This is a genomic window from Flavobacterium limnophilum, from assembly GCF_027111315.2.
In the GTDB taxonomy this organism is placed as follows: Bacteria; Bacteroidota; Bacteroidia; order Flavobacteriales; family Flavobacteriaceae; genus Flavobacterium; species Flavobacterium limnophilum.
In genome coordinates, this window is the sequence record NZ_CP114289.2 from 3,531,172 (window position 1) to 3,553,500 (window position 22,329).

Annotated in this window: 17 protein-coding genes; 10 read left to right on the forward strand and 7 right to left on the reverse strand. The window is 37.7% G+C overall.

What is annotated here, in order from left to right; all coding sequences use genetic code 11:
* Positions 1 to 31 precede the first annotated feature (31 nt).
* Together OZP13_RS14635 and OZP13_RS14640 are read right to left on the reverse strand one after the other, a co-directional pair.
* Positions 32 to 754: a tetratricopeptide repeat protein gene (locus OZP13_RS14635; protein ID WP_269240863.1), complete on the reverse strand. Its 723-nt coding sequence runs from the start codon at positions 752 to 754 to the stop codon at positions 32 to 34.
* Between the two features lie 2 nt (positions 755 to 756).
* Positions 757 to 1,341 (reverse strand): RNA polymerase sigma factor, encoded by a 585-nt coding sequence (locus tag OZP13_RS14640; RefSeq protein ID WP_281297642.1) that lies wholly within the window; start codon positions 1,339 to 1,341, stop codon positions 757 to 759.
* A gap of 330 nt (positions 1,342 to 1,671) precedes the next feature.
* On the opposite strand from OZP13_RS14640, the gene OZP13_RS14645 reads away from it, so the two are divergent.
* The 4 genes from OZP13_RS14645 (at position 1,672) to OZP13_RS14660 (ending at position 7,848) form a co-directional block, all read left to right on the forward strand.
* Positions 1,672 to 2,646: a hypothetical protein gene (locus tag OZP13_RS14645; RefSeq protein WP_281297643.1), complete on the forward strand. Its 975-nt coding sequence runs from the start codon at positions 1,672 to 1,674 to the stop codon at positions 2,644 to 2,646.
* An 84-nt stretch (positions 2,647 to 2,730) separates the two neighbouring features.
* Positions 2,731 to 4,689: a DUF7849 domain-containing protein gene (locus OZP13_RS14650; protein WP_281297644.1), complete on the forward strand. Its 1,959-nt coding sequence runs from the start codon at positions 2,731 to 2,733 to the stop codon at positions 4,687 to 4,689.
* A 106-nt stretch (positions 4,690 to 4,795) separates the two neighbouring features.
* Positions 4,796 to 7,411, forward strand: a complete 2,616-nt coding sequence (locus OZP13_RS14655; RefSeq protein WP_269240866.1) for a CHAT domain-containing protein — start codon at positions 4,796 to 4,798, stop codon at positions 7,409 to 7,411.
* A complete protein-coding gene (locus tag OZP13_RS14660) occupies positions 7,408 to 7,848 on the forward strand; it encodes a retropepsin-like aspartic protease (protein WP_269240867.1) in 441 nt (146 codons plus the stop codon). The genes OZP13_RS14655 and OZP13_RS14660 overlap by 4 nt, the downstream gene beginning before the upstream one ends.
* A 53-nt stretch (positions 7,849 to 7,901) precedes the next feature.
* Here the strand turns inward: OZP13_RS14660 and odhB are convergent, their stop codons facing one another.
* The gene (gene odhB, locus OZP13_RS14665; protein WP_281297645.1) at positions 7,902 to 9,128 is read right to left on the reverse strand and encodes a 2-oxoglutarate dehydrogenase complex dihydrolipoyllysine-residue succinyltransferase; all 1,227 of its coding nucleotides are present in this window, start codon (positions 9,126 to 9,128) and stop codon (positions 7,902 to 7,904) included.
* Between the two features lie 60 nt (positions 9,129 to 9,188).
* Positions 9,189 to 11,984, reverse strand: coding sequence for a 2-oxoglutarate dehydrogenase E1 component (locus OZP13_RS14670; protein WP_281297646.1), 2,796 nt, complete (start codon positions 11,982 to 11,984; stop codon positions 9,189 to 9,191).
* A 122-nt stretch (positions 11,985 to 12,106) separates the two neighbouring features.
* On the opposite strand from OZP13_RS14670, the gene OZP13_RS14675 reads away from it, so the two are divergent.
* The gene (locus OZP13_RS14675) at positions 12,107 to 12,649 is read left to right on the forward strand and encodes a hypothetical protein (protein ID WP_281297647.1); all 543 of its coding nucleotides are present in this window, start codon (positions 12,107 to 12,109) and stop codon (positions 12,647 to 12,649) included.
* Between the two features lie 79 nt (positions 12,650 to 12,728).
* Here the strand turns inward: OZP13_RS14675 and OZP13_RS14680 are convergent, their stop codons facing one another.
* The 3 genes from OZP13_RS14680 to OZP13_RS14690 are packed head-to-tail and all read right to left on the reverse strand — an operon-like array spanning position 12,729 to position 14,830.
* Positions 12,729 to 13,082 carry a hypothetical protein gene (locus OZP13_RS14680; protein ID WP_269240869.1) on the reverse strand — a complete coding sequence of 118 codons (354 nt, stop codon included), beginning with the start codon at positions 13,080 to 13,082 and terminating at the stop codon, positions 12,729 to 12,731.
* A gap of 14 nt (positions 13,083 to 13,096) precedes the next feature.
* A complete protein-coding gene (locus OZP13_RS14685; RefSeq protein ID WP_281297648.1) occupies positions 13,097 to 13,846 on the reverse strand; it encodes a hypothetical protein in 750 nt (249 codons plus the stop codon).
* Positions 13,847 to 13,855: 9 nt separating this feature from the next.
* The gene (locus OZP13_RS14690) at positions 13,856 to 14,830 is read right to left on the reverse strand and encodes a polyprenyl synthetase family protein (RefSeq protein WP_281297649.1); all 975 of its coding nucleotides are present in this window, start codon (positions 14,828 to 14,830) and stop codon (positions 13,856 to 13,858) included.
* A gap of 188 nt (positions 14,831 to 15,018) precedes the next feature.
* Here OZP13_RS14690 and OZP13_RS14695 point away from each other — a divergent pair, with 188 nt between their 5' ends.
* The 5 genes from OZP13_RS14695 to OZP13_RS14715 all read left to right on the forward strand — a co-directional run bounded on the left by OZP13_RS14695 (position 15,019) and on the right by OZP13_RS14715 (position 22,246).
* The gene (locus tag OZP13_RS14695; RefSeq protein WP_281297650.1) at positions 15,019 to 15,534 is read left to right on the forward strand and encodes a YceI family protein; all 516 of its coding nucleotides are present in this window, start codon (positions 15,019 to 15,021) and stop codon (positions 15,532 to 15,534) included.
* Between the two features lie 118 nt (positions 15,535 to 15,652).
* Positions 15,653 to 16,249, forward strand: coding sequence for a TetR/AcrR family transcriptional regulator (locus OZP13_RS14700; protein ID WP_281297651.1), 597 nt, complete (start codon positions 15,653 to 15,655; stop codon positions 16,247 to 16,249).
* Between the two features lie 3 nt (positions 16,250 to 16,252).
* Positions 16,253 to 17,590, forward strand: a complete 1,338-nt coding sequence (locus OZP13_RS14705; protein ID WP_281297652.1) for a TolC family protein — start codon at positions 16,253 to 16,255, stop codon at positions 17,588 to 17,590.
* A 23-nt stretch (positions 17,591 to 17,613) separates the two neighbouring features.
* On the forward strand, positions 17,614 to 18,753 hold the full coding sequence (locus OZP13_RS14710) for an efflux RND transporter periplasmic adaptor subunit (protein ID WP_281297653.1): 1,140 nt from the start codon (positions 17,614 to 17,616) through the stop codon (positions 18,751 to 18,753).
* Positions 18,754 to 18,763: 10 nt separating this feature from the next.
* A complete protein-coding gene (locus OZP13_RS14715; RefSeq protein WP_281297654.1) occupies positions 18,764 to 22,246 on the forward strand; it encodes an efflux RND transporter permease subunit in 3,483 nt (1,160 codons plus the stop codon).
* Positions 22,247 to 22,329: the final 83 nt, after the last annotated feature.

The following is a 22,329-nucleotide window of genomic DNA, read 5'->3' on the forward strand; positions in this document are numbered from 1 at the left end:
CTGTGAAAATTTGTGGAATCTGTGTCAACCTTTAATCCAATTCGTTCAACAATTCCTGCACTTGGTCGTAATCCTCATAATCGTCAGGAATACTTTGGAGAATTGCTTTGCAGGAATCATAATCTTTCTGTTTCAATTTCGAAAGTGCCAAATACCAAGTCGCTTTGTTTTTATAAATGGAAGTTCCTGATTTTAATTCAGCCAAATTGGTTTCGGCTTTCTGGAATTGATTGTCTTCCAAAAGCGAAACCGCATAGAAATACTGGATTTCGGGCGATTTGCTTTCTTTTAAAACTGCTTCAAAATGCGGAATTGCCGCTTTGTAATTTTTTGTGTTAAATGCGTCTTGCGCCAATTTCAAATTTTCGTTCACATCGCCTCTTTCAATGAAAGTTGCCATTTCCGGATTATTATAATCTTCGAAAGATGGATTTATGTTTTGGAAAACAAACAATCCCACCAAAATGGCAATCGAAGCGGCAATGGCATATTGCCAAGGTTTGAAAGCAACCACTTTTGTTTTTTTGGATTTGAAATGTTCCTTGGAAATGGATTTTAGCTTCTTTTTGAAGGCTTTTAAATCCTTTTCATTCCCGAATTTGTTTGCCAAATGCTGATTCAATTCCTTGAAAATTTCAAAAGCTGAAGCAAATTCAATGTCTTCGGACAATTGTTTTTCAAAAGAGATTTTTTCCTCGGCAGACAATTCGTTTGAAAGATAATTTTCGAATAATATATAGCGTTTCTCGTTCATCGTTAGGTGTTTTTTAAAGATTTAAAGCGATTGGTTTCCTGAATCCATTGGGTCAATTGACCAACGCACAACGATTTTTTCTTTCGAACATAACCATAAGTTACATTGAGTTTTTCGGCAACTTCCTCCATTGATTTGATGGTGAAACTCAATTTCAATAGCTCCTGGCATTTGTCGCCCAGTTTTTGAAACATCGTGTCAAAAAGTTGCTGCTTTTCGTCGAATACTTCGGTTTCTGTTACCATTTCCTCTGTGGGTTCATTATTAGATGGCAAATCTTCATCGATTGTTACCCCTTTATTCGAAGATTTTTTTATTTCGTTCAACCATTTTCTTTTGCACAATAAAAAAAAGTAGGCATCAAACGGACAAGTCAGTTGCAGCTTATTGGCTTTGGCCTGATTAAAGAGCAAAATCAGGATTTCTTGAATCACGTCTTGCGCCTTGTCTTCATCGCCAGAATTGTTCCTTATATAAGAGACGACTTTGGGAACAAACTTTTTGTAAATAGATTGAATTATCACCGAATCATTATTGGCAAGTCCATCAATATAGATTTGGTCGGGATGAATAGTAGCATTGGCCATAAAAAAACTTTTTTTCGAAATTAGTAAAAAAAGGGGTAACAAATATAAAACCAAGTTGATATAACGGTATAAATCAATATTCGAAACTTTTTAAAACTTTTAGATTATGGGAAATTTAAAAAAATTAGGAATCAATTTCATCTCTAAACTTTGGGCATTGATTACCCGATAAAAAAAATCAAAACAAGGGGTAACAATTCAAAAGGTAAGTTGATATAACAATGAAATTAGAATTCAAAAATAAATTTCAAAACAAAGGGTAACAATATCAAACCCGAATTGATATAACAACAGAAAACAATAAATAAACCAATTTAAAAATTAGAAATTATGAAATCAAATTTTAAAAACATCGGACTTTTAGCTTTAGCAACAATCTTCTTCTCAAGTTGTACCAACAATGAAGAGTTGGCTCCAATTCCTCCTACTGCAGCAGCATTTAAAGGAATTAATGAAGCCGGAATCAAGAAAAATACGCAAAATTTTACAGCGACAGCTGGAGCTGGAACCATTACATTGACTTCTGCAAAAGGCGTTGTCATCACCTTAAACGGAAATGCCCTTACCAAAAACGGAAGTCCTGTAACCGGAGCCATCGACATCACGTTTATTGAACTTTTCGACAAAGGAAACATGCTCATCACTAACAAACCTACAATGGGAATTATGGCTGACGGAAATAGAAGTTTACTAAAATCGGGTGGCGAATTTTTCATCAAGGCTTCTCAAGGTGGTGTTGATCTAGTTTCAACAGGTTCAATACAATTGAAAGTTCCTGCCAATTTAACTGGCGCTATTGATACAGCAATGACATTATGGAACGGAGTTATAGATGACAAAGGAAATTTAGCTTGGGCAGATGCAAGAAATGCTGCCGGAACAGCTGGTAAAGGAGGTGTAGAAGCAATGCAAAACACTTACTACGTTACTTTCGGAAACTTTGGATGGACCAATGTCGATAAATTTTACAGCGATCCAAGACCTAGAACCACGATTCTTGCAGATGCTCCAGACGGATATGACAATACCAACAGTGCTATTTATTTGTCTTACGATGGCGAAGGGACGAACGCTCTTGCCAAACTAGACACCTACACAGCGGCCGGATTATTTAGCGAACATTATGGACAAATTCCAATAGGATTGGCTTGTCACGTGATTTTTGCAACCGAAGACAACGGCAACTGGAGATACGCCATCAAAGCAGTGACGGTTCAAGCCAATGATGTTTACACATTCACACTAGCCGAAACAACAATCGGAACCGAAGCCCAATTAGTAGCCGCAATCAATGCGATACAATAACACAAAATAGAACTTTTTGAACGAAGTGGTGATTTGCTCACCACTTTTTTCTATTTTTAGAACTTTAATCAAACCGTAACGATTATGAAAAACCTAATAACTCTTTTCTGTTTACTATTATCTATCTTCACTTTTTCGCAAACCAAAGTAAAAGATACCGTAACCCGAAGAGCCACTATTACTTATAATCAAAAGGAAAATGCGGTAAAATTCAAGCCCGAAACGCCGCCTTTAATCCCGATTGCCGGTGCGCCAAAACCATCCTATTCTTATTTATGGGAATTTGGCGATGGGCATTACAGCAAGGAAGCCGAACCCAAACACGTCTATAAAAACAAAGGAACTTACAAAACTAGGCTTGCCGTAACCAACAATTACGACAACGGAAAACCACCCGCAACAAGACCAAAAGCAGTTGTGGTAAACGATATTTCGAATGAAGAAGTTTATACCGATATCGCTTCCATCGAAGACCAAAATGGGTTGTCCATCCAAAAAAATGCCGACCCTATTCCCGACCAGCAAATGGAAGTAATCGTGAGCTATCAAAATATGGAAAACTATGTTGCCGACGGGAAATTATATCTATTTTACAACGAAAAACAATTCAAAAACAACAACTTTGAATTGATCGATTTCAGGACTTATGCCGGAGAAAGAGAAGTCAAGGAAAATCTAGTGGCGAACGTGAATGATTTAGAAAATTCGGATTCGTATTTGGCTTCCGAAAATACTTTGGCAAAAGCCAAAAAATATAGAAACACAACAACTGAAGAAGACTTAGACGCCACTTTATTGGAAGCCAAGAAAACATACAAAAACGTAACAATCCTTGAATTTGACGGCGTGAATCCGGGCGAAACCCGCAACGTGTTTTTTACCCACAAAACCACGCCCGAAATGATCAAAGACACCAGCGCCACCATAACAATGCGAAGTGTTTTTGTCCCAAACCGAAGTTTCAAAAACCACAAAGTCAAAAATCTCGAAATGGAAATCGTGACTTCCCACGACCCCAACAAAATGGGTTCCAACGGAAGTTTTATGAATTATAGGTTGGTGCGATTCAAAAGAGTCAACTTCAAAACGCGTTTTCAAAACAATGGCGAAGGTCCAGCCAGAATGATTCGACTAGAAACCGATATTCCGAATATGTTCGACAAAAAAACGTTCCAAATCGAAGATATGTATCCAAAATGCCCTATTTGTCCAAAAGGCGAAGAACCCACAACGAGTTGTTTAGACACAATCATCAAGCAAAAACAGATATTTTTCACTTTCAAAAACATTTATTTGCCAGGAAGCGAACAGAAAAACGTCAAAGAAAAAGACAGCACCAAAGGATTTGTCAAGTATTCGATGAAATTCAACAAAGACTTTCATAAAGTAAATACCAAAAGTAGAACTGCCATTATTTTCGACAAAAACGAACCCATAATTACCAATTATGCCACTACCCGATTCTCGCCGGGAATTTCTGTTGGAGCCAAAGCAGGTTATAATTTCTATCCTGATTTAGAAAATTCCAAAAGTTATTTTGTGGGAGCAACCATTTCACCTTTCAAGTCCTACAGATGGTATTGGCAAGCGGAATTAATTAATAGTATCCACAAATACAATGCTGCAACCACAATTACTACAGGTTTTGCTACATCGGCAAATGGAGTTCGACAACCCACCCGAACTACTACAACATTGAGTTATTCTAATATCAATAACGAAATCCCACTACTTATTCGCTATAATATCAATAATTTCATAGGAATTGGAGCTGGAATTCAAGCCAATATTAACGCTTCAGAAAAGCAAGAAGAACATACAAAAACAGAATATTTCGAATCTGAAAAACCAGATTCGATTATTATTAAAACCGAAGAAAATATTGTTTCAAACAGTGAAAGTTTTACCAATTTCAAAACTGGATTGTTGTTTGATTTAACCCTTGGTGCAGCGAGAATTGGCCCGAGTTTCGGCGCGAGATATGTGATGAATTTCGAAGACAATTTCAATTATATTCAGTTGTATGGTATTTGGAAGTTTTAATTATTGGCACACGCCTCTCGACTGCGCTCGAGATGACAAACACGGATTTAAACAGATTTTCACTGATTTACTTTAACAAAACTGACTTAATAAACTTAATTCCTTAATGGTTAAAAAACTTTTTTATCTGCTGCTCTTTACGACTCTAACTGTTTTTGGACAAAATTCGCTTGCGCTAGAAGATAAAATTTACAATGCCGTTGATGCCTTTGTCGCAAATCCTTCTTTGGAAAGTTTGCAAAAACTGGACGCAACCGAAAAAAATTTCTGGAAAAAACCAAAATCCAAAAATGAACTGCTGGCGATTGTGGTATTAAATTGCAATAAAGCCTACTACGAAAATCAATTTGGCAAGACAAATCAAGCCGTTTTGAGTTACGAAAAAGCTTGGCAAATCTATCAAAAGAATAAGTTCTCCAATTACGATATTACCGAATTTTGCCTGAAACCTTTGGGCAATCTGTATACGATTATCGGCGATTATGACAATGCCGAAAACACCATCAAACAGTATTATTATCTTGCCGAAACAGAGAAAAACCAATCGCAAAAAATAGCGGCCATTCTCAACTTGTCAAACGTTTATCAAAACACGGGTCGAATAAATGAAGCGATTGATTTACTCGAAAAAACCATCAAAACCGAGAAATTATCTACAATTCAAAAAGGAAATTTATTCAATAATCTGGGAAACAATTATGTATTAATCTATAAAAACCCAGCCTTTTCCAAACCAATTCCCGATATTTTTAAAAAACTGGAAGGCTCTTATTTTTCCGCCATCAGATTATTGCAATCCGACAAAACTCAAACCGAAACTCTGGCCAATTGTTACCGAAACCTATCCGCATTAAACATTCAATGGCAAAACACTGAATTGGCTAATTCTTATTTTGAAAAAGCCAAAAAACAGTTCCTTGCCACTCCAAATCTTTCGCCTCGAAAATTAGCCAAATTCAATTATGAAGAAGCTAATTTGTTGTTTCAACAGCAAAAATACACTGAAGCCAACGCATTATTGACATCCGTTTACAAGACTTTGATTCCAAATTATTCCAATAAAAAGAACATTCTGCCCAATCCCAATTCTCTTTATGCGGAAACCATTTTATTGGATGCATTGGACTTGCAAGCCGAAATTTTTGTAGAACAAAACCAACCCAAAAAAGCCTTTGAAACTTATGCACTTTCGTTTCAAATTGAGGAGTTGTTTGCCAACTTGCTGGTTTATGAAAATTCCAAAATCATCAATCAAATCCGCATCAGGAACCGAACCGAAAAATGTATTTCTATTTATGATTTACTGTTTCAAAAAGAAAACAAAATCAGTTACATAGAAAAAGCTCTCCAACTTTCGGAACGAACCAAATCAGGGGTTTTGAAAAACTATCTTACCAACAAAAAAACAGCTTCAAGAGAAGAAAAACTCCATTTGGAACAACTTCAAAATTGTACCAATGAAATCGTGAAAGAACAGCAAAAAGGGGATTTGGCCAACGTTTCAAAAATAAACGAAGTCATCAAAAAACAAAACGAATTGATGCTTTCGCTAAAGAAAATCAGGTCGAAAAACCAAGTCAATTCTGCCGAAATTTTAGATTTAAAATCCTTGTATGCTAAACTCGAAAAAGACAAAGCAATTCTGGTGGAATATTTTTCGGGCTTTGAGAAAATGTACATTTTCACCTTGGCTAACCAAAGAATAAAGCTGGACTTTTACTGGGACAATCATACCGCCACGCCAAGAATAATCTCGTTTTTGGATTATTTCAGCGATGCCAATAAAATCACCAATAACATTTCCGACTATAATCATTATGGTAATTCGCTTTATAAAATGTTGAAATTACCAACAAATTCGACCTATAAAAACCTCGTCATTGTTCCAGACGGATTGTTAAATTTCCTGCCTTTCGAAGCCTTGATTACGAAAGAAAGCACAACGACAAATTTTGCCCAAATGCATTATTTGCTGAATGATTTCAGGATTGCCTACAATAATTCGGCTGGTTTTTATTTAAATGGAAAATCGCTTTCAAGAGATAAAAAAACGGTTCTAGGCATTTTCCCGATCTTCGAAAAAACCAATTACGAATTGACGTTTTCCAAAACCGAAATGCAATCCATAAAAAGCAATTTTGACGGCGATTTTTTCGATAATTCAAATGCCACTTTCGAAAATTTCAAGAGAAATGCCGCCAATTATTCGATTTTGCATTTGAGCACACACGCCACTTCCGGCGATACCGAAATGCCTGCAAGCATCAAGTTTTATGATCGAGAAATCTTCTATTCGGAGTTGTACAACCTCAATATCAATCCAGATTTGGTGGTTTTGAGTGCTTGTGAAACCGGAATTGGAAAACTCTACAAATCCGAAGGTGCGATGAGCGTTGCCAGGGGATTTCAGTTTGCCGGAGCACAAAATTTGTTGTTTTCGTTGTGGAAAGTCAACGATTATACGACTTCGGTCTTTATGGATGATTTTTATAAAAACATCAAAAACGGTCAATCCTATTTTGAAGCCAATGCCAATGCCAAACTAGATTTTTTGAAAGACAAATCGATTTCAAACGCCAAAAAATCGCCTTATTACTGGAGTGCATTTGTGTATTATGGCGGAATTGAAGCAACGGAAAAGCCAACCCATTATTATTTTTACATACTAGGATTATTGATTTTAATTGGACTATTTTTGGTCTTTAAACACTTTCGAAAATGAATTACCTTCCTTATCTTCTCAAAAAAGAAAACTACAAAAAAATAAAATTCAAGGTTTCGAAAACGCAGCATTTGCTTATCAAGGCGAAAATTAATGGAGTGAAAGGCAATTTTATTTTGGACACGGGTGCCAGTTCCAGTTGCGTGGGTTTTGAAAGCATTGAATTGTTTCAATTGGAAGCCAAAAAATCGAAGACACAAGCTTCGGGAGCTGGAGCAAATGGAATGCTTACCCAGATTGCCGTTAGCAACAAACTACAACTGGGCAATTGGAAAAACCGTGATTTTGACCTCGTGATTTTTGATTTATCGCACGTAAACGAAGCTTTGATTCAACACAAAGCCAAACCCGTTCACGGCATTATCGGCGCCGATATTTTGATGAAAGGCAAAGGAATTATTGATTATTACAATCATTGTTTGTATTTGATGAAATAAAAAAATCCCGTTCAATTTCTCAAACGGGATTTCTACTATTTTGAAATAGAATTTTACAATTCAAATGCTTTCTTGGGATTTCCTCCGCAAAGCAATTCAACAGGGTTTTCCAATGCTTCTTTCACGGCAACCAAGAATCCAACAGACTCACGACCGTCGATAATTCTGTGGTCATAAGAAAGCGCCACATACATCATTGGGTGAATTTCCACTTTACCGTTTACGGCAATCGGACGCTCGATAATGTTGTGCATTCCAAGGATTCCAGATTGAGGAGGATTGATAATTGGAGTGGACAACATAGAACCAAAAACACCACCGTTTGTGATGGTAAATGTTCCACCGGTCATGTCGTCAACGGTGATTTGTCCGTCACGTGCTTTTAATGCAAGTCTTTTAATATCGGCTTCTATTCCACGGAAACTTAAATTTTCTGCATTACGAACCACGGGAACCATCAATCCTTTTGGTCCTGAAACTGCAATTGAAATATCAGCAAAATCATAAGCAATCTTGTGATCGCCATCCATCATTGAGTTTACGTCTGGATACAATTGCAAGGCTCTTGTAACTGCTTTTGTAAAAAATGACATGTATCCTAAACCAAGACCACCGTGTTTGGCTTTGAAAGCGTCTTTGTATTCATTACGCAAAGTATTGATTGGCGTCATGTTTACTTCGTTGAAAGTAGTCAACATCGCTGTTTCGTTTTTGGCAGCAACCAATCTTTCGGCAACTTTACGACGCAACATTGATAATTTGGTACGTTCAGAACCACGGTTTCCTCCTGTTGGAGTTCCCATTGAAGGAACTGCATTTACAGCATCTTCTTTAGTAATTCTTCCTGCTTTTCCAGTTCCTGTTACTGAAGCTGAAGCTATATTTTTTTCTTCCAATATTTTTTTGGCTGCTGGAGACGGTGTTCCCGAAGCATAAGATGCCGCTGGAGCTGGAGCCGCTACCGGAGCTGCTTTAACTTCAGCTTTTGGCGCTTCAGCAACTGGTTTTGTTTGAGCAACTGGAGCTGCGCCTGATGGTTTCGCTGCATCTGTATCAATATGACAAACAATGGCGCCAACAGCAACCGTGTCGCCTTCTTCTGCTTTTAAAGTAATGATTCCACTGGCTTCTGCTGGTAATTCCAATGTGGCTTTGTCAGAATCAACCTCGGCAATAGCTTGGTCTTTTTCTACATAATCGCCATCTTTCACTAACCAAGTTGCGATTTCAACTTCTTTTATGGATTCCCCTGGTGAAGGGACTTTCATTTCTAAAATCATCTTATTTATTTTAAATTATGAATCTTGAACATTAATTTATTGGGATCTTTTTACCTAATTTTATCTAACAAGATCTTTGTCGAAAACCATTTTAATGGCTTTTGCATGACGGTTTTTTGATCTTGTATAACTTCCAGATGCAGATGCTGACGACACTCTCAAGGAGGCCAATCTCCATTTTATAAAATCGAAATTCATCAACATATACCCGTAAGCTCCCATATTTTTAGGCTCTTCTTGCGCCCAAACATAATCGTCGGCATTTGGATATTTTGCTATGATTTCTTTTAATTGATCTACCGGCAAAGGAAACAATTGTTCGATTCTAACAACCGCCACGTCTTTTCGTCCGTTGATTTCTCTTTCGGCAGTGATGTCGTAATAGAATTTTCCGGTACAAAAAACCAAGGTTTTAACATCCGCTTTATTTACTGCATCGTCATCAATAGTTTCTTGGAAAGAACCATTTTCTAATTCTTCGATGCTGGAAACTACTCTTGGATCACGAAGCAAACTTTTTGGTGTGAACACAACAAGTGGTTTACGGAATTTCAATTTCATTTGTCTTCGCAACAAGTGGAAAAAGTTGGCCGGTGTTGTACAATCGGCAACATACATATTTTGTCTGGCACAAAGTTGCAAGAAACGTTCCATTCTTCCTGAGGAATGCTCTGCTCCTTGCCCTTCATATCCGTGAGGCAACAACATGACAATTCCGTTTTGATTATTCCATTTGTCTTCTCCACAAGAAATATATTGGTCAATCATAATTTGGGCACCGTTCGAGAAATCACCAAACTGTGCTTCCCAAATGGTCAAGGCATTAGGATTTGCTAAAGCATAACCATAATCAAAACCTAAAACTCCATACTCTGACAACAGGGAATTAAAGGCATTGAATTTTCCTTTTTTACCTTCCAAACTGTTGATTAATACCACTTCCTCTTCCGAGTCTTCCACTTTTACAACGGCATGACGGTGCGAAAAAGTACCTCTTTCCACGTCTTGTCCAGAAATACGAACATCAAAACCTTCTCTCAATAACGATCCGTAAGCCAAATGTTCGGCCATACCCCAATCTAATTTATTGGTTTCGAAAAACATTGTTTTTCTGTCGTTGATTAATTTTTGGATTTTGCTGATGAATTTTTTATCCTCCGGCAAATTACAAATGGCATTGGCCACAGCCGTAAGTCCTTCTTTTGGATAAGTGGTATCTACTTTTGCAAGCATTTGAGAAATCCCTGCGCTTTCAAAACCTTGCCATTCATTTTGCATAAATGGCGTAATGATGGTCAATTCTTTTTTACGGGATTCTTCCAGGTTTACTTCCAGTCCTGATTTATATTCTGTTTCCAACGCTTTTACATAAGCATTGTCTATAACTCCTTCTGCCACTAATTTTTCGGCATAAATATCTCTAGGATTTTTATGCTTGGCAATGATTTTATATAATATGGGTTGTGTAAATCGAGGTTCGTCACCTTCGTTGTGTCCATATTTTCTATAGCCCAACAAATCGATAAATACGTCGCGACCAAATTCCATCCTGAAATCCAAGGCAAACGACATGGCGTGTACCACGGCTTCGGCATCGTCTGCATTTACGTGCAATACTGGCGAAAGGGTTACTTTGGCAACATCGGTACAATAAGTTGAGGAACGGGCATCCAGATAATTGGTCGTGAAACCCACTTGGTTGTTGATGACAACGTGAATTGTCCCGCCGGTTTTGTATCCATCCAATTGAGACATTTGAATGATTTCATACAAAAGTCCTTGACCTGCAATCGCGGCATCACCGTGAACGGCAATTGGCAATACTTTTGAAAAATCGTTTGGAAAATATTTGTCTTGCTTGGCTCTGGTGATTCCTTCAATTACGGCTCCAACAGTCTCCAAATGTGAAGGATTTGGTGCCAAATTGATATTGATGGTTTTTCCTGAATTTGTTGTTTTTTCAGCACTTAATCCTAAATGGTATTTTACGTCACCGTCAAAATGTTCTTGATCGTTGTAATCTTTACCGTCAAATTCGCTAAAAATATCTTGGGTAGATTTCCCGAAAATATTGGCCAAAACATTCAAACGACCACGGTGCGCCATTCCCATCACGAAATGTTCCACTCCTTTTTCTGCCGCTTTTTCAATCAAGGCGTCCAATGCCGGAATAATCGATTCCCCACCTTCTAGCGAAAATCGTTTTTGACCCACATATTTGGTATGCAAGAAATTTTCGAATGAAACCGCTTGGCTCAATTTGTTTAAAATGGCTTTCTTTTCGTCTGTCGTAAAATTAGGTTGATTGTCGTTGTGTCCTATTTTATTTTGAATCCATTCAATATTGTTTGGATTTCGCATGTACATATACTCCACACCTATAGATTGGCAATAAATCTTGTCTAAATGACCCAAGATTTCGGCTAAACTACAAGGTTCAATCTTGATGATTCTTGCAGCATCAAAAACGGTTGACAAATCTGATTTTGAAAGTCCAAAATTCTCAAGATCCAATGTTGGCGAATACGTTCTTCTTTTGTGAACTGGATTCGTTCTCGTAAACAAATGACCACGTGTTCTGTAGGCATTAATCAACTTAAACACGTTGAACTCTTTATAAAGTTTTTCAGAAACAGCCGCACTGTCGCTCGAACTGGATGGCACACTGGTTACTTGTGCCACTGGAGTTGCTGGAACAGCCGAAACTTCTCCATTGTAAGTTGTCATTCCAAAGTCGAAACCTTGAAAAAAACTTCTCCAACTAGGTTCTACGCTGTCTGGATTTTCTAAATATTGATCATATAATTGTGCGAAAAATTCGGTATGTGCCGCATTTAAGAATGAAAACCTATCCATAATTGTATATAATTCTGGTTATTTGTTAAAAATAGTTTGGCAAAAGTACAATAAATCAATACACATAGAATCTTTTTTTACGTACTTTTACGTAAAAAATTGTTAAAAAAAACCGATAAACAATGAAAAAAAACCATCTCCTGAGCATTTTAAGACCTTTTTGTATTTTGGCACTCTTATTTTCATTCCATCATCTTTCGGCACAGCAACAAACCATTACATCGAGTCCACAAAATAATTTCTGGAATAATGTGCAATTTGGTGGTGGATTGGGAGTGAGTTTTGGATCGGGCTATACGGACATTACCATTTCTCCAAGTGCCATTTATAATATCAATTCAATTGTTGCAGTCGGAACGGCCTTGCAGTTTGGTTATGTTTCAGCCAAAAATGATTACACCTCCACTCTTTATGGAGCAAGTTTAATTGGCTTGATTAATCCAATTCCCGAAATTCAGCTTTCGGTCGAATTGGAAGAAATCAACGTCAATACCGATTATAAATATTATGGTGTTTCCGAATCTTTTTGGAATACCGCCTTGTATGTTGGTGCGGGTTATCGAACCGGAAACGTGACCATTGGCGCACGATTTGACGTATTGTTTGATGAAAACAACGGTTATTACAGCGATGCCTTCATGCCGTTTGTCAGGGTTTATTTTTAATTCCTTACCCCAACCCTCTCCAAAAGAGAGGGAGCCGAAACCAAAAACAAGTACGGTTATTAGAAGTAAAAAACTTTATTTAACGATATTTATTCCGGAACCAAACTTTTTGCCACTCTCTTTTTAAAATCAAAAAAGCAACTTCTTCGGCAAGAATGACTAAATCCGAGCCGTCGAGTTTTTTTATTTGGTCTTCCGAAACGTCTATTATGTAAAGTAGATTCAAATATTCGGCAAATTTGTATTGAATCAATCGATAGATTTTTTCGTGCAACTGGATTTTCAATTCCTGGGGCAAAATACTCATTGGAAAATCGATTCCTTCGTTGGCCAGATTGAAATCCTTGTTGATTTGTTCGATTAATTTCAAGTACAAAGCTTCCTTTTCGGCTTCTTCAAACAACAAATCGGTATTTAGTGGGGCAACATACATAGGATTTACGGGTTTTATTCCTCGATGACAGGACTAATCGATGTGGTTTTATTTTTCCAAATTTCGACAATTTTTACCAAAAGCACATCGCCTCCGGCATAGAAAAAAACGGCTCCCATTGGCGGATTGACGGCCGGAATTAATCCGAACGTTTTTGGAATCCATTTCCAACACTGGAAATAGGTTCCCGCCAATTCAATAAATATGACACAAAGAGCAATGAAATAGTACAAGTTTTGCCATTTTTTTCGCTTTAAAAGCAAAAAGAAGCAAACGCCAAAAATCAATGAAAAAACATCATTAAGGAAAATTCCAACAGAGAGAAACAACAGTAAAAACCCAATGGCAAAATATTTTCTCAACAATTTGTCATTCCTGACCGCCCATTCTGTATGGGCCAAAACATAACCCGAAGCATAAACAATGGCGTGCCCAAAAGGAACATACAACGGAATGACGGTCGTTCTATAATTGTACATCCCCAATAAAGTGCAGAAGATCAATTCCCCTATGTAGGACAACAAAACCATTGTGACCATCAATTTCCTGAGATAAGCATCGGAAAACCAAAAGAAAAATGAGAAATAAACAATCGCCAAAATGTTGGTAATTTGTCTTGCGTCAAAATAAGTTGTAGCGAAATAGACACTGTCAATTCCTAAAGCCAAAAGGGTAAAAAAAGGAAAGCATAAGGCGAAAAACAATTGCTTTTGGGTATTTTGGTTTCTGTCGGAAAAGAAAATAGCGTTTATTATGGCGTTCATAAAACTGTTTTAAACCTTTCTTTCCATCAAGTTTTCGCCAAAAGATTTCAATATCGCTTTTTTGTCATCGGAAATTTTCATCTGTTCCAAAATTTCAAATGCCTCCAATGTATATTCTTCAATGGCTTTTTGGGTGGCTTTTGAAGCTCCCGTTGCATTGAAAATTTCTTTTACGGCGGCTATTTTATCAGTGTTGTCATCCAATTTGGTTGAAAACAACTGCAACAATTGCTCTTTTTCGGCTGGTTTTGAAAACTCCAGGGCTTTCAGGTACAAATAAGTTTTCTTGTTTTCTATGATATCGCCGCCCACTTGTTTTCCGAAGGTTTCGGGATTGCCAAAAGCATCCAGATAATCGTCCTGCAACTGGAACGCCAGACCTAAATTAAGGCCGAAATCATAGATTAAACTTCTATTTTCTTTGGAAGAACGAGCCACAATCGCACCCATTTTCATTGCTGCGGCAACGAGAACGGCTGTTTTGTATTCGATCATTTTCAAATATTCGGGAATCGTGACATCGTTTCGGGTTTCGAAATCGACGTCATATTGTTGTCCTTCGCAAACTTCGAGAGCCGTTTTGCTGAACAATTTGGCCAGTTTTCGGAAGGTTTCGGGTTGGTAATTTTCGAAATATTGGTAGGCCAAAATCAACATGGCATCGCCTGAGAGAATTCCGGTGTTGACGTTCCATTTTTCGTGAACGGTAACCTTACCTCTTCGCAAAGGCGCATCGTCCATAATGTCGTCATGCACCAAGGAAAAATTATGAAAAACCTCGACTGCCATTGCTGCCGGCAAAGCCAATTTATAATCAATATCAAAAATATCGGCGGTCAACAAGGTCAAAACCGGACGCATTCTTTTGCCGCCCAACTGCAAAATGTAATCTATGGGTTGGTAGAGATTTTTGGGTTCTTTGTCAATATTTTGACTTTTCAAATAAATTAAAAATTGTTCTTGATATTCGGAAATGGGAAGCATTACTAATTTTTTAAAGGTTCTGATTTTAAAGAGTACAAAGTAACTTAAAAAACCTGACACTTTAAATCCGGAAAAAATATTTTAAAAATACTTTGGAAACTATTTTGGTATTCAAAGTTTCCATTCTATATTTGCACCAGAAATTAAAAACCTAAAAAGCCTTTTTACCTCATAAAATCAAACCAACCATGGCAACTAAATGGACTATTGACTCAGACCAATCGGATGTGTTAATCCAAATGAAAGATTCGACAATTACTTATTTGGGTGGCGAAACCAATCATTTTGACGGTTTTGTTTCCCTTGATGAAGACGAAATTGAAGATGCATCGGTAGAATTTTCATTGGACAGCAAAACTTTTTCATCCAAAAAAAGAGATGCGGCATTGCAAAACAAAAACAATGCTGAATCGACCAAAAAACCACTTATTCGATTCAAATCGACTTCGTTTCAAAAAATCAAGAACAACATCAATTTCTTGAAAGGCTATTTGACCATAAAAGATGTTACGAAAATGGTCGAACTTGATGCGGAATTCATCGGAATCAACAATTACAATGGCTCTAAAAAAGCGGCTTTCGAAATAAAAGGCGACATCAACCGAAATGATTTTGGATTGGACAAAAATTTCAACAATTCGAAAGAAAAATTTGGATTGGGGAAAAACCTGAAACTAGTCGCCAATCTGGAATTTTCGATTTAATTATTTGACGAAAGTTAAATTATCGTCATCTTTTTGGAAACTTGATTCACATTAAAAGTTTCCAATATACATTTGAATTTAAAAAAGTAAAAAGTCTGAAACGATTTCAGCAAAAACAATGAAAGATAAAATTATAGCAAAAGCAACCGATTTGTTCTTGAAACTGGGCTTTAAGAGTGTCACCATGGATGATATTGCCGGCGAAATGTGCATTTCCAAGAAAACCATTTACAAATATTTTTGCAACAAGGAAATTCTTATTCAAGAATCAACATCAATGGTCCACAAAGAAGTACATCAAATCATTGACGGTATTGTAGCCAAAAACCATAATGCCATCGAGGAAAATTTCGAGATTCGAAAAATGTTCAAAGAAATGTTTAAAGCGGGTGACACCTCTCCGGTTTATCAATTAAAAAAACATTATCCCGAAATTTATAATGCGGTAATGGCTCGAGAAATAACGGAATGTAATATCGTCTTTAAACAAAACATCGAAAAAGGAATTCAACAAGGATTGTACCGGAAAAACACACCTGTAGATGCTTATGTAGAATTTTATTACACCTTGATTTTCAGCATTAATGGAAATATTAGTTCTGAAATTGAAGCACATTTACTAGAATTACAAGCCTTGGAATACCATACCAGGGCAATGGCAACTCCAGAAGGAATCATCGAACTAGAAAAACAATTAAACAACTATCATCTATAATCAATGAAAAAACTATTTTTAATTCCCATATTCGTTTTTGCCCTGACGGCAAAAGCGCAAGAACAGAAAAAATATAATTATAGCTTGGAGCAAGCCATTGCCCACGCCATGACCAATAATTATTCGGCCATAAATGCCGGAAGAGACATTGACGCTTCCAAAGAAAAAAAATGGGAAACTACCGCAGCGGGTTTGCCACAAATCAATGCTGGCGTAGATTATACCAACAACTTCGTTTTGCAAAAATCAGTCGTTCCTGCCGAATTTTTTGGAGGAAACCCCGGAGAATACGCCGAAGTTGCCTTTGGAACCAAGCACAATATGATAGCACGCGCCACTTTGAGCCAATTAATCTTTGACGGTTCCTATATCGTGGCTTTGCAGGCTTCGAAAACCTATTTGAAATACTATCAAAATGCCAAACAAAAAACCGACATCGAAATCAAGGAAGCCGTGATTAACTCCTACGGAAATGTGTTGTTGGCCGAAGAAAGCATTGCCATTCTGGAAAAAAACAAGGCAACCTTGCAGAAAACCTTGTCCGACACTAAAGCAACTTTCACGAATGGTTTGATTGAAGAAGAAAGCGTGGAGCAACTGGAAATCACGTTAACTTCCATAAATAGTACTTTAAATTACAATAAAAGACTTTCAGACGTGGCCTATAAAATGCTGAAAATGACGCTGGGAATGGACATCAACGATGATTTGAAATTAACGGACAAACTAGACAATTTGACTGTTTCCAATTTAGATTTGGCTTTTTCCCAAAACGGATTTTCGGTTTCAGAAAACGTGAATTATCAAATGGCCATGAATTTTCAAGAGCAAAGAGAATTAGAATTGAAATTGCAAAAAAGCAAAGCCCTGCCGTCCTTATCCGCAAACGTAAATTATGGCGCCACCGCTTTCAAGGACGAATTTCAGTTTTTTACCCAAAATCAAAATTGGTTCAATTATTCGAATATGGGTGTCAGTTTGAATGTGCCAATATTCAGCAGTTTGGCCAGAAGTTCCAGAACCCAACAAGCCAAAATCGCTTTGGATCAAGCCAAAACGCAATTGACGGAAACGGAACAAAAATTGAAATTGCAATATGCCGCAGCCAAAAGCGATTACGAATTCAGCATCGAAGAATATGCCACGGCAAAATCCAATTTGGCACTTTCGGAAAGAATCGAGAAAAAGCAACAAATAAAATTCACGGAAGGATTGTCTTCCAGTTTTGATTTTAATGATGCCCAAAGACAATTGTACACTGCCCAACAAAAATACCTGCAATCGATGGTGGACGTCATCAACAAAAAAGCAGCCTTGGAAAAAATAATCAACAAACAATAATCATATATAAACAACTATACCAAATGAAAAAAATAGTCATCATCTCCACACTTTCGTTACTCCTTTTCGCTTGCGGGAAGAAAGAAGACAACACCAACATTGACACTTTAATTGCATCAAAAAACGTAAAAGAACTTCAAGCCAAAAAAGCGTTGATCCAAGCCGATTTATCCAAAATTGACGAAGCTTTGGCAAAATTGGATGTTAAAAAAGAAGAAGCGTTAGTTTCTGTTCTTGCCGTAAAAGATACCGTTTTCAGCCATTATCTTGAAATTCAAGGTAGCGTGGATACCAAAGAAAACATTTTGGTTCAACCAGAATATCAAGGAACATTGGTTTCCTTGAACGTAAAAGCAGGACAAAGAGTTTCGAAAGGACAAGTTCTTGGAAAAATTGACGATGCAGGTTTAAGCCAACAAGTGGCTAGTTTAGAAAACCAATATGCTTTGGCAAAAACCACTTTCGAGCGTCAAAAAAATCTTTGGAATCAAAAAATTGGTTCCGAAATTCAATATTTGCAAGCACAAACCCAAATGGTTTCGGCTCAAAGAGGCGTGGCGCAAGCCAAAGCCCAATTGGCAAAAACCATCATAAGAGCACCGTTTACCGGAACAATCGACGAAGTTTTTGTAGAAAAAGGACAAGTTGTGGCACCAAGCGCCCAAGGATTAATGCGAATCGTGAATTTATCGAACATGTATGTTTCGACATCGGTTCCTGAAACTTATATCGGCAAACTAAAAGTAGGTACAGAAGTGGATGTTTTATTGACTTCTTTGGGAAAAACCTATAAAGGAAAGGTTCGTCAAATCGGAAATTTCGTGAATCCAAGCAATAGAAGTTTTGGAATAGAAGTAAGTGTTCCAAACCCGGAAAACTTGTTGCGTCCCAACCAAGTGGCCAATCTTAAAATCACGGATTATATTAACAAAAACACTGTTGTGGTTCCTACAAACGTAATTCAAGAAGACGGCGAAGGAAACAAATTTGTTTACACCGCAATAAACATAAGCGGAAAAACGGGAACTGCCAAGAAAATAATCGTGAAACTGGGACAATCCTCTGACAATGTAACTGAAATTTTAAACGGATTATCTGATAACGACGTGATCGTTACTGAAGGCATGAACACGATTTCTGACGGAATGAAACTAAATTTCTAAACTAAAAAAGATGCACAGTATAAATCATAAAAAATTCGGCATTTCAAACTGGGCTGTTGACAATCGCGTCACGGTTTACATCTTGACTGCATTAATTGTAATTACGGGGGTTTACGCCTACATCACTATGCCACGTGAAGATTTCCCGGAAATCATCGAAAACAAAGTATATATTTCGTCCGTTTTTCCTGGAAATTCAGCCGAAGATGTAGAGAAATTGGTCATCAAGCCATTAGAGAAAGAAATCAAAAATATTAGTGGGGTATCCAAAGTAACTTCTAGTTCGTTTCAAGATTACGGAATGATTATCGCCGAGTTTGACGATGATGTCACCATTGATGCCGCCAAAGTAAAAATCAAGGACAAAGTGGACAATGCCAAAGCAGAAACCGATTGGCCTAATCTAGACAACGGAAGCAAGGTAGAACCGAATGTTTTTGAATTGAACATTTCAGAAGAAGTGCCTATTTTGAACATCAACCTGCAAGGGAATTACACCACGCAACAACTTAAAAAATACGGAGAATTAATCCAGGACGACTTGGAAGAAATCTCGGAAGTGAAAAAAGTGGACATTCTGGGTGTGGATGACAAAGAAGTGGAAATTGCCGTTGACATTTTCAAAATGACGGCTGCCCAAGTGACTTTCGACGAAATCCAGAATGCGGTTAAATACGAAAACATGACGCTTTCCGGTGGAAACTTGGTTTCTCAAGGTTCCAGAAACAACATTAGAATCGTGGGTGAAATCAAGGACCCGAAAGAGTTGGAGAACATCATCGTGAAATCATTTGGAGGAACAGTTTACCTAAAAGACATTGCGGTTGTCAATTTCAAGGAGAAAGAAAAAACGACTTATGCTCGCGAAAAAGGCAAAGAAGTGGTGATGCTCAGCGTGAAAAAACGTTCGGGACAAAACATGATTTCGGCCATCGAACAGGTGAAAGAACGAATAGCAGAAGCACAAGCTTCCTATTTGCCAAAAAACCTGAAAATCGAAATGACAAACGACCAATCTTCACGTGTGGAACACCAGGTGGATGAATTGTCGAACCACATTATTTTCGGGATTATTCTGGTAATGATCGTGTTGATGTTTACTATGGGACTCAGAAATTCCTTGTTCGTGGGAGCAGCGATTCCATTGTCGATGATGATTGCTTTTGCCATCCTTTCGGCTTTGGGGTTAACCTTGAACACGATGGTGCTTTTCGGATTGGTAATGGGATTAGGAATGCTGGTCGATGACGGAATTGTGGTGGTCGACAACGTTTTTGCCAACATGAAAAAAGGAATGGATCGTGTAACGGCTTCCAAAGTGGGTATTGGCGAAATCGCTTGGCCCGTAATTTCATCGACAGCCACTACATTGATGGCGTTCTTGCCTTTTGCTTTGTGGCCAGGAACCATGGGTAAATTCATGAAGTATTTCCCGATGACTTTGACCGTGACCCTTACCGCTTCGTTATTTGTGGCGATGGTGGTCAATGCAGCAATGACGGGAGGTTCTATGGATACTGAAGATAGAAATATTTCTAAAAAGAACCTAAAATTCTATACCATCCTGTTTTTGGCCTTCGGAATATTCTTAGCTTTTATTGGGTCGAAATATACCTATGACAGTAAATTGGTGAGAGGAATTGGACATTTATTGTTGATTGCTACCGGTTTAATGTGGTTGTACTTCCTTAAATTGTACCAATGGACACAAGATTTCCAGCACAGTTTCTTTCCGAGAATGGAAGAAAAATACAAAGTATTTTTAGCAAAAATCCTTACTAAAAGGAATTCTTGGATTGCGTTGGTATCCATCATTGGAATGTTGTTTTTCTCCTTTATATTGTTGGGTATTTTCCCGAGAAAAGTATTGTTTTTCCCGGACAACATCCCGAATCAAGTGATTGCTTACATCGAATATCCGCAAGGAACTTCGATAGAAAAAACCAACAAGGCTACTTTGTTTGTAGAAAATCAAATCATTGGAATCTTGCAAAAGTATGTTGACCCAAAAACCGACAAAAACTTCTTGGCCGAAAGTATCGTTTCGCAAGTGGGAATCGGTGCCGGAAATCCAAATGTTGATGCGGGTTCCGCTTCGGAAACGCCCTTCAAAGGAAAAGTAACGGTGAGTTTCTCCGAGTACAAATTTCGTCAAGGGATTAATACTTCGGATATTTTGGAAGAAATTCGTTCGAAAGTAAAAGCCATTGCCGGAGCCATAATTACGGTTGAAAAAGATGCCAACGGACCGCCGGCAGGTTATCCTATCAGTGTGGAATTGAAAGGAACAGATTATGATTTGATGTTGAAAGAAGCCGACAAAATGATTGCTTTCGTGAATTCGAAAAGCATTCCCGGTATCGAAAAATTGAGCGTAGACATCAACAGGGACAGTCCTGAACTTGAAGTAAAAGTAGACCGAGTAAATGCAGGAAGCATGGGTGTTTCCACCGGGCAACTGGGTTTTGCCCTACGTCGTTCGGTTTATGGTCAAGAGATTTCGACTTATAAAGAAGGTGATGACGATTACAACATCGTGATGCGCATGCAAGACGATCAACGCAAGAATGAAAACATTCTTTTCAATCAATCGTTGACGTTCAGAAACCAGAATAACGGACAAATTGTTCAAGTTCCTGTTTCCGCCATTTCGCAAACCGAAAAAACAAAGACGTACAACCAAATCAAAAGGAAGAACCACAAACGAATAATGACCGTTTATTCGAATGTGTTGACGGGTTACAATGGTGATGAAATTACCAAACAAATCCAAACGGAACTGAAGAATTACAAATTGCCGAGCGACGTGAGTTATTCCTTTTCTGGAGTACAGGAAGAACAAGGCAAAAACCAAAGTTTCTTGATGTATGCGCTGTTCTTGGCCTTGGCCGGAATTACCATCATCATTGTATTGCAATTTAATTCGGTTTCGAAAACATTGGTGATTTTATTCACGGTCATCTTGAGTTTTAGTGGTGTATTCTATGGTTATGTTATTGCAGGAATGGATTTTGTAATCCTGATGACGATGATGGGAATCATTTCGCTGGCGGGTATCGTGGTGAAAAACGGAATCGTGTTGATGGATTTCTTCGTCTTGCTATTGGACAAAAAAGTAACCGACAACAAACTGAAAAGCCATGACGACTTAAACTTGGACGAAATTAAAGAAGTCATCATCGAATCTGGAAAATCGCGTTTGCGTCCGGTATTGTTGACTGCCTTGACGGCCGTTTTGGGATTGATTCCGTTGGCAATTGGATTGAACTTTGATTTCTTTACCTTGATCACCGATTTTAATCCACATTTTTTCATGGGTGGAGACAACGTGATTTTCTGGGGACCTTTAGCATGGACCATTATTTTCGGATTGACTTATGCCACGGTATTGACCTTGGTCATAGTTCCGGTAATGTTCTACTTGGTGAAAAGAACCAAATATTCTTTACGTGACAGAAGATTGGCCAGAGCCGCCAAAGCTATCGAAATATAATTTTTTTAGTTTTAATTGAAGAAGCCACCCAAGATTTGATTTTGGGTGGTTTTTGTTTTTTTTTTGCAGACACAACGAAATAA

Coding starts and splice junctions, on each gene's coding strand:
- OZP13_RS14685 (WP_281297648.1), bottom strand. CDS start 13,846: ATGAACGCCATAATAAACGCTATTTTCTTTTCCGACAGAAACCAAAAT.
- OZP13_RS14675 (WP_281297647.1), top strand. CDS start 12,107: ATGAAAAAAAACCATCTCCTGAGCATTTTAAGACCTTTTTGTATTTTG.
- OZP13_RS14645 (WP_281297643.1), top strand. CDS start 1,672: ATGAAATCAAATTTTAAAAACATCGGACTTTTAGCTTTAGCAACAATC.
- odhB (WP_281297645.1), bottom strand. CDS start 9,128: ATGATTTTAGAAATGAAAGTCCCTTCACCAGGGGAATCCATAAAAGAA.
- OZP13_RS14695 (WP_281297650.1), top strand. CDS start 15,019: ATGGCAACTAAATGGACTATTGACTCAGACCAATCGGATGTGTTAATC.
- OZP13_RS14635 (WP_269240863.1), bottom strand. CDS start 754: ATGAACGAGAAACGCTATATATTATTCGAAAATTATCTTTCAAACGAA.
- OZP13_RS14660 (WP_269240867.1), top strand. CDS start 7,408: ATGAATTACCTTCCTTATCTTCTCAAAAAAGAAAACTACAAAAAAATA.
- OZP13_RS14680 (WP_269240869.1), bottom strand. CDS start 13,082: ATGTATGTTGCCCCACTAAATACCGATTTGTTGTTTGAAGAAGCCGAA.
- OZP13_RS14690 (WP_281297649.1), bottom strand. CDS start 14,830: ATGCTTCCCATTTCCGAATATCAAGAACAATTTTTAATTTATTTGAAA.
- OZP13_RS14640 (WP_281297642.1), bottom strand. CDS start 1,341: ATGGCCAATGCTACTATTCATCCCGACCAAATCTATATTGATGGACTT.
- OZP13_RS14650 (WP_281297644.1), top strand. CDS start 2,731: ATGAAAAACCTAATAACTCTTTTCTGTTTACTATTATCTATCTTCACT.
- OZP13_RS14670 (WP_281297646.1), bottom strand. CDS start 11,984: ATGGATAGGTTTTCATTCTTAAATGCGGCACATACCGAATTTTTCGCA.
- OZP13_RS14710 (WP_281297653.1), top strand. CDS start 17,614: ATGAAAAAAATAGTCATCATCTCCACACTTTCGTTACTCCTTTTCGCT.
- OZP13_RS14705 (WP_281297652.1), top strand. CDS start 16,253: ATGAAAAAACTATTTTTAATTCCCATATTCGTTTTTGCCCTGACGGCA.
- OZP13_RS14700 (WP_281297651.1), top strand. CDS start 15,653: ATGAAAGATAAAATTATAGCAAAAGCAACCGATTTGTTCTTGAAACTG.
- OZP13_RS14715 (WP_281297654.1), top strand. CDS start 18,764: ATGCACAGTATAAATCATAAAAAATTCGGCATTTCAAACTGGGCTGTT.
- OZP13_RS14655 (WP_269240866.1), top strand. CDS start 4,796: ATGGTTAAAAAACTTTTTTATCTGCTGCTCTTTACGACTCTAACTGTT.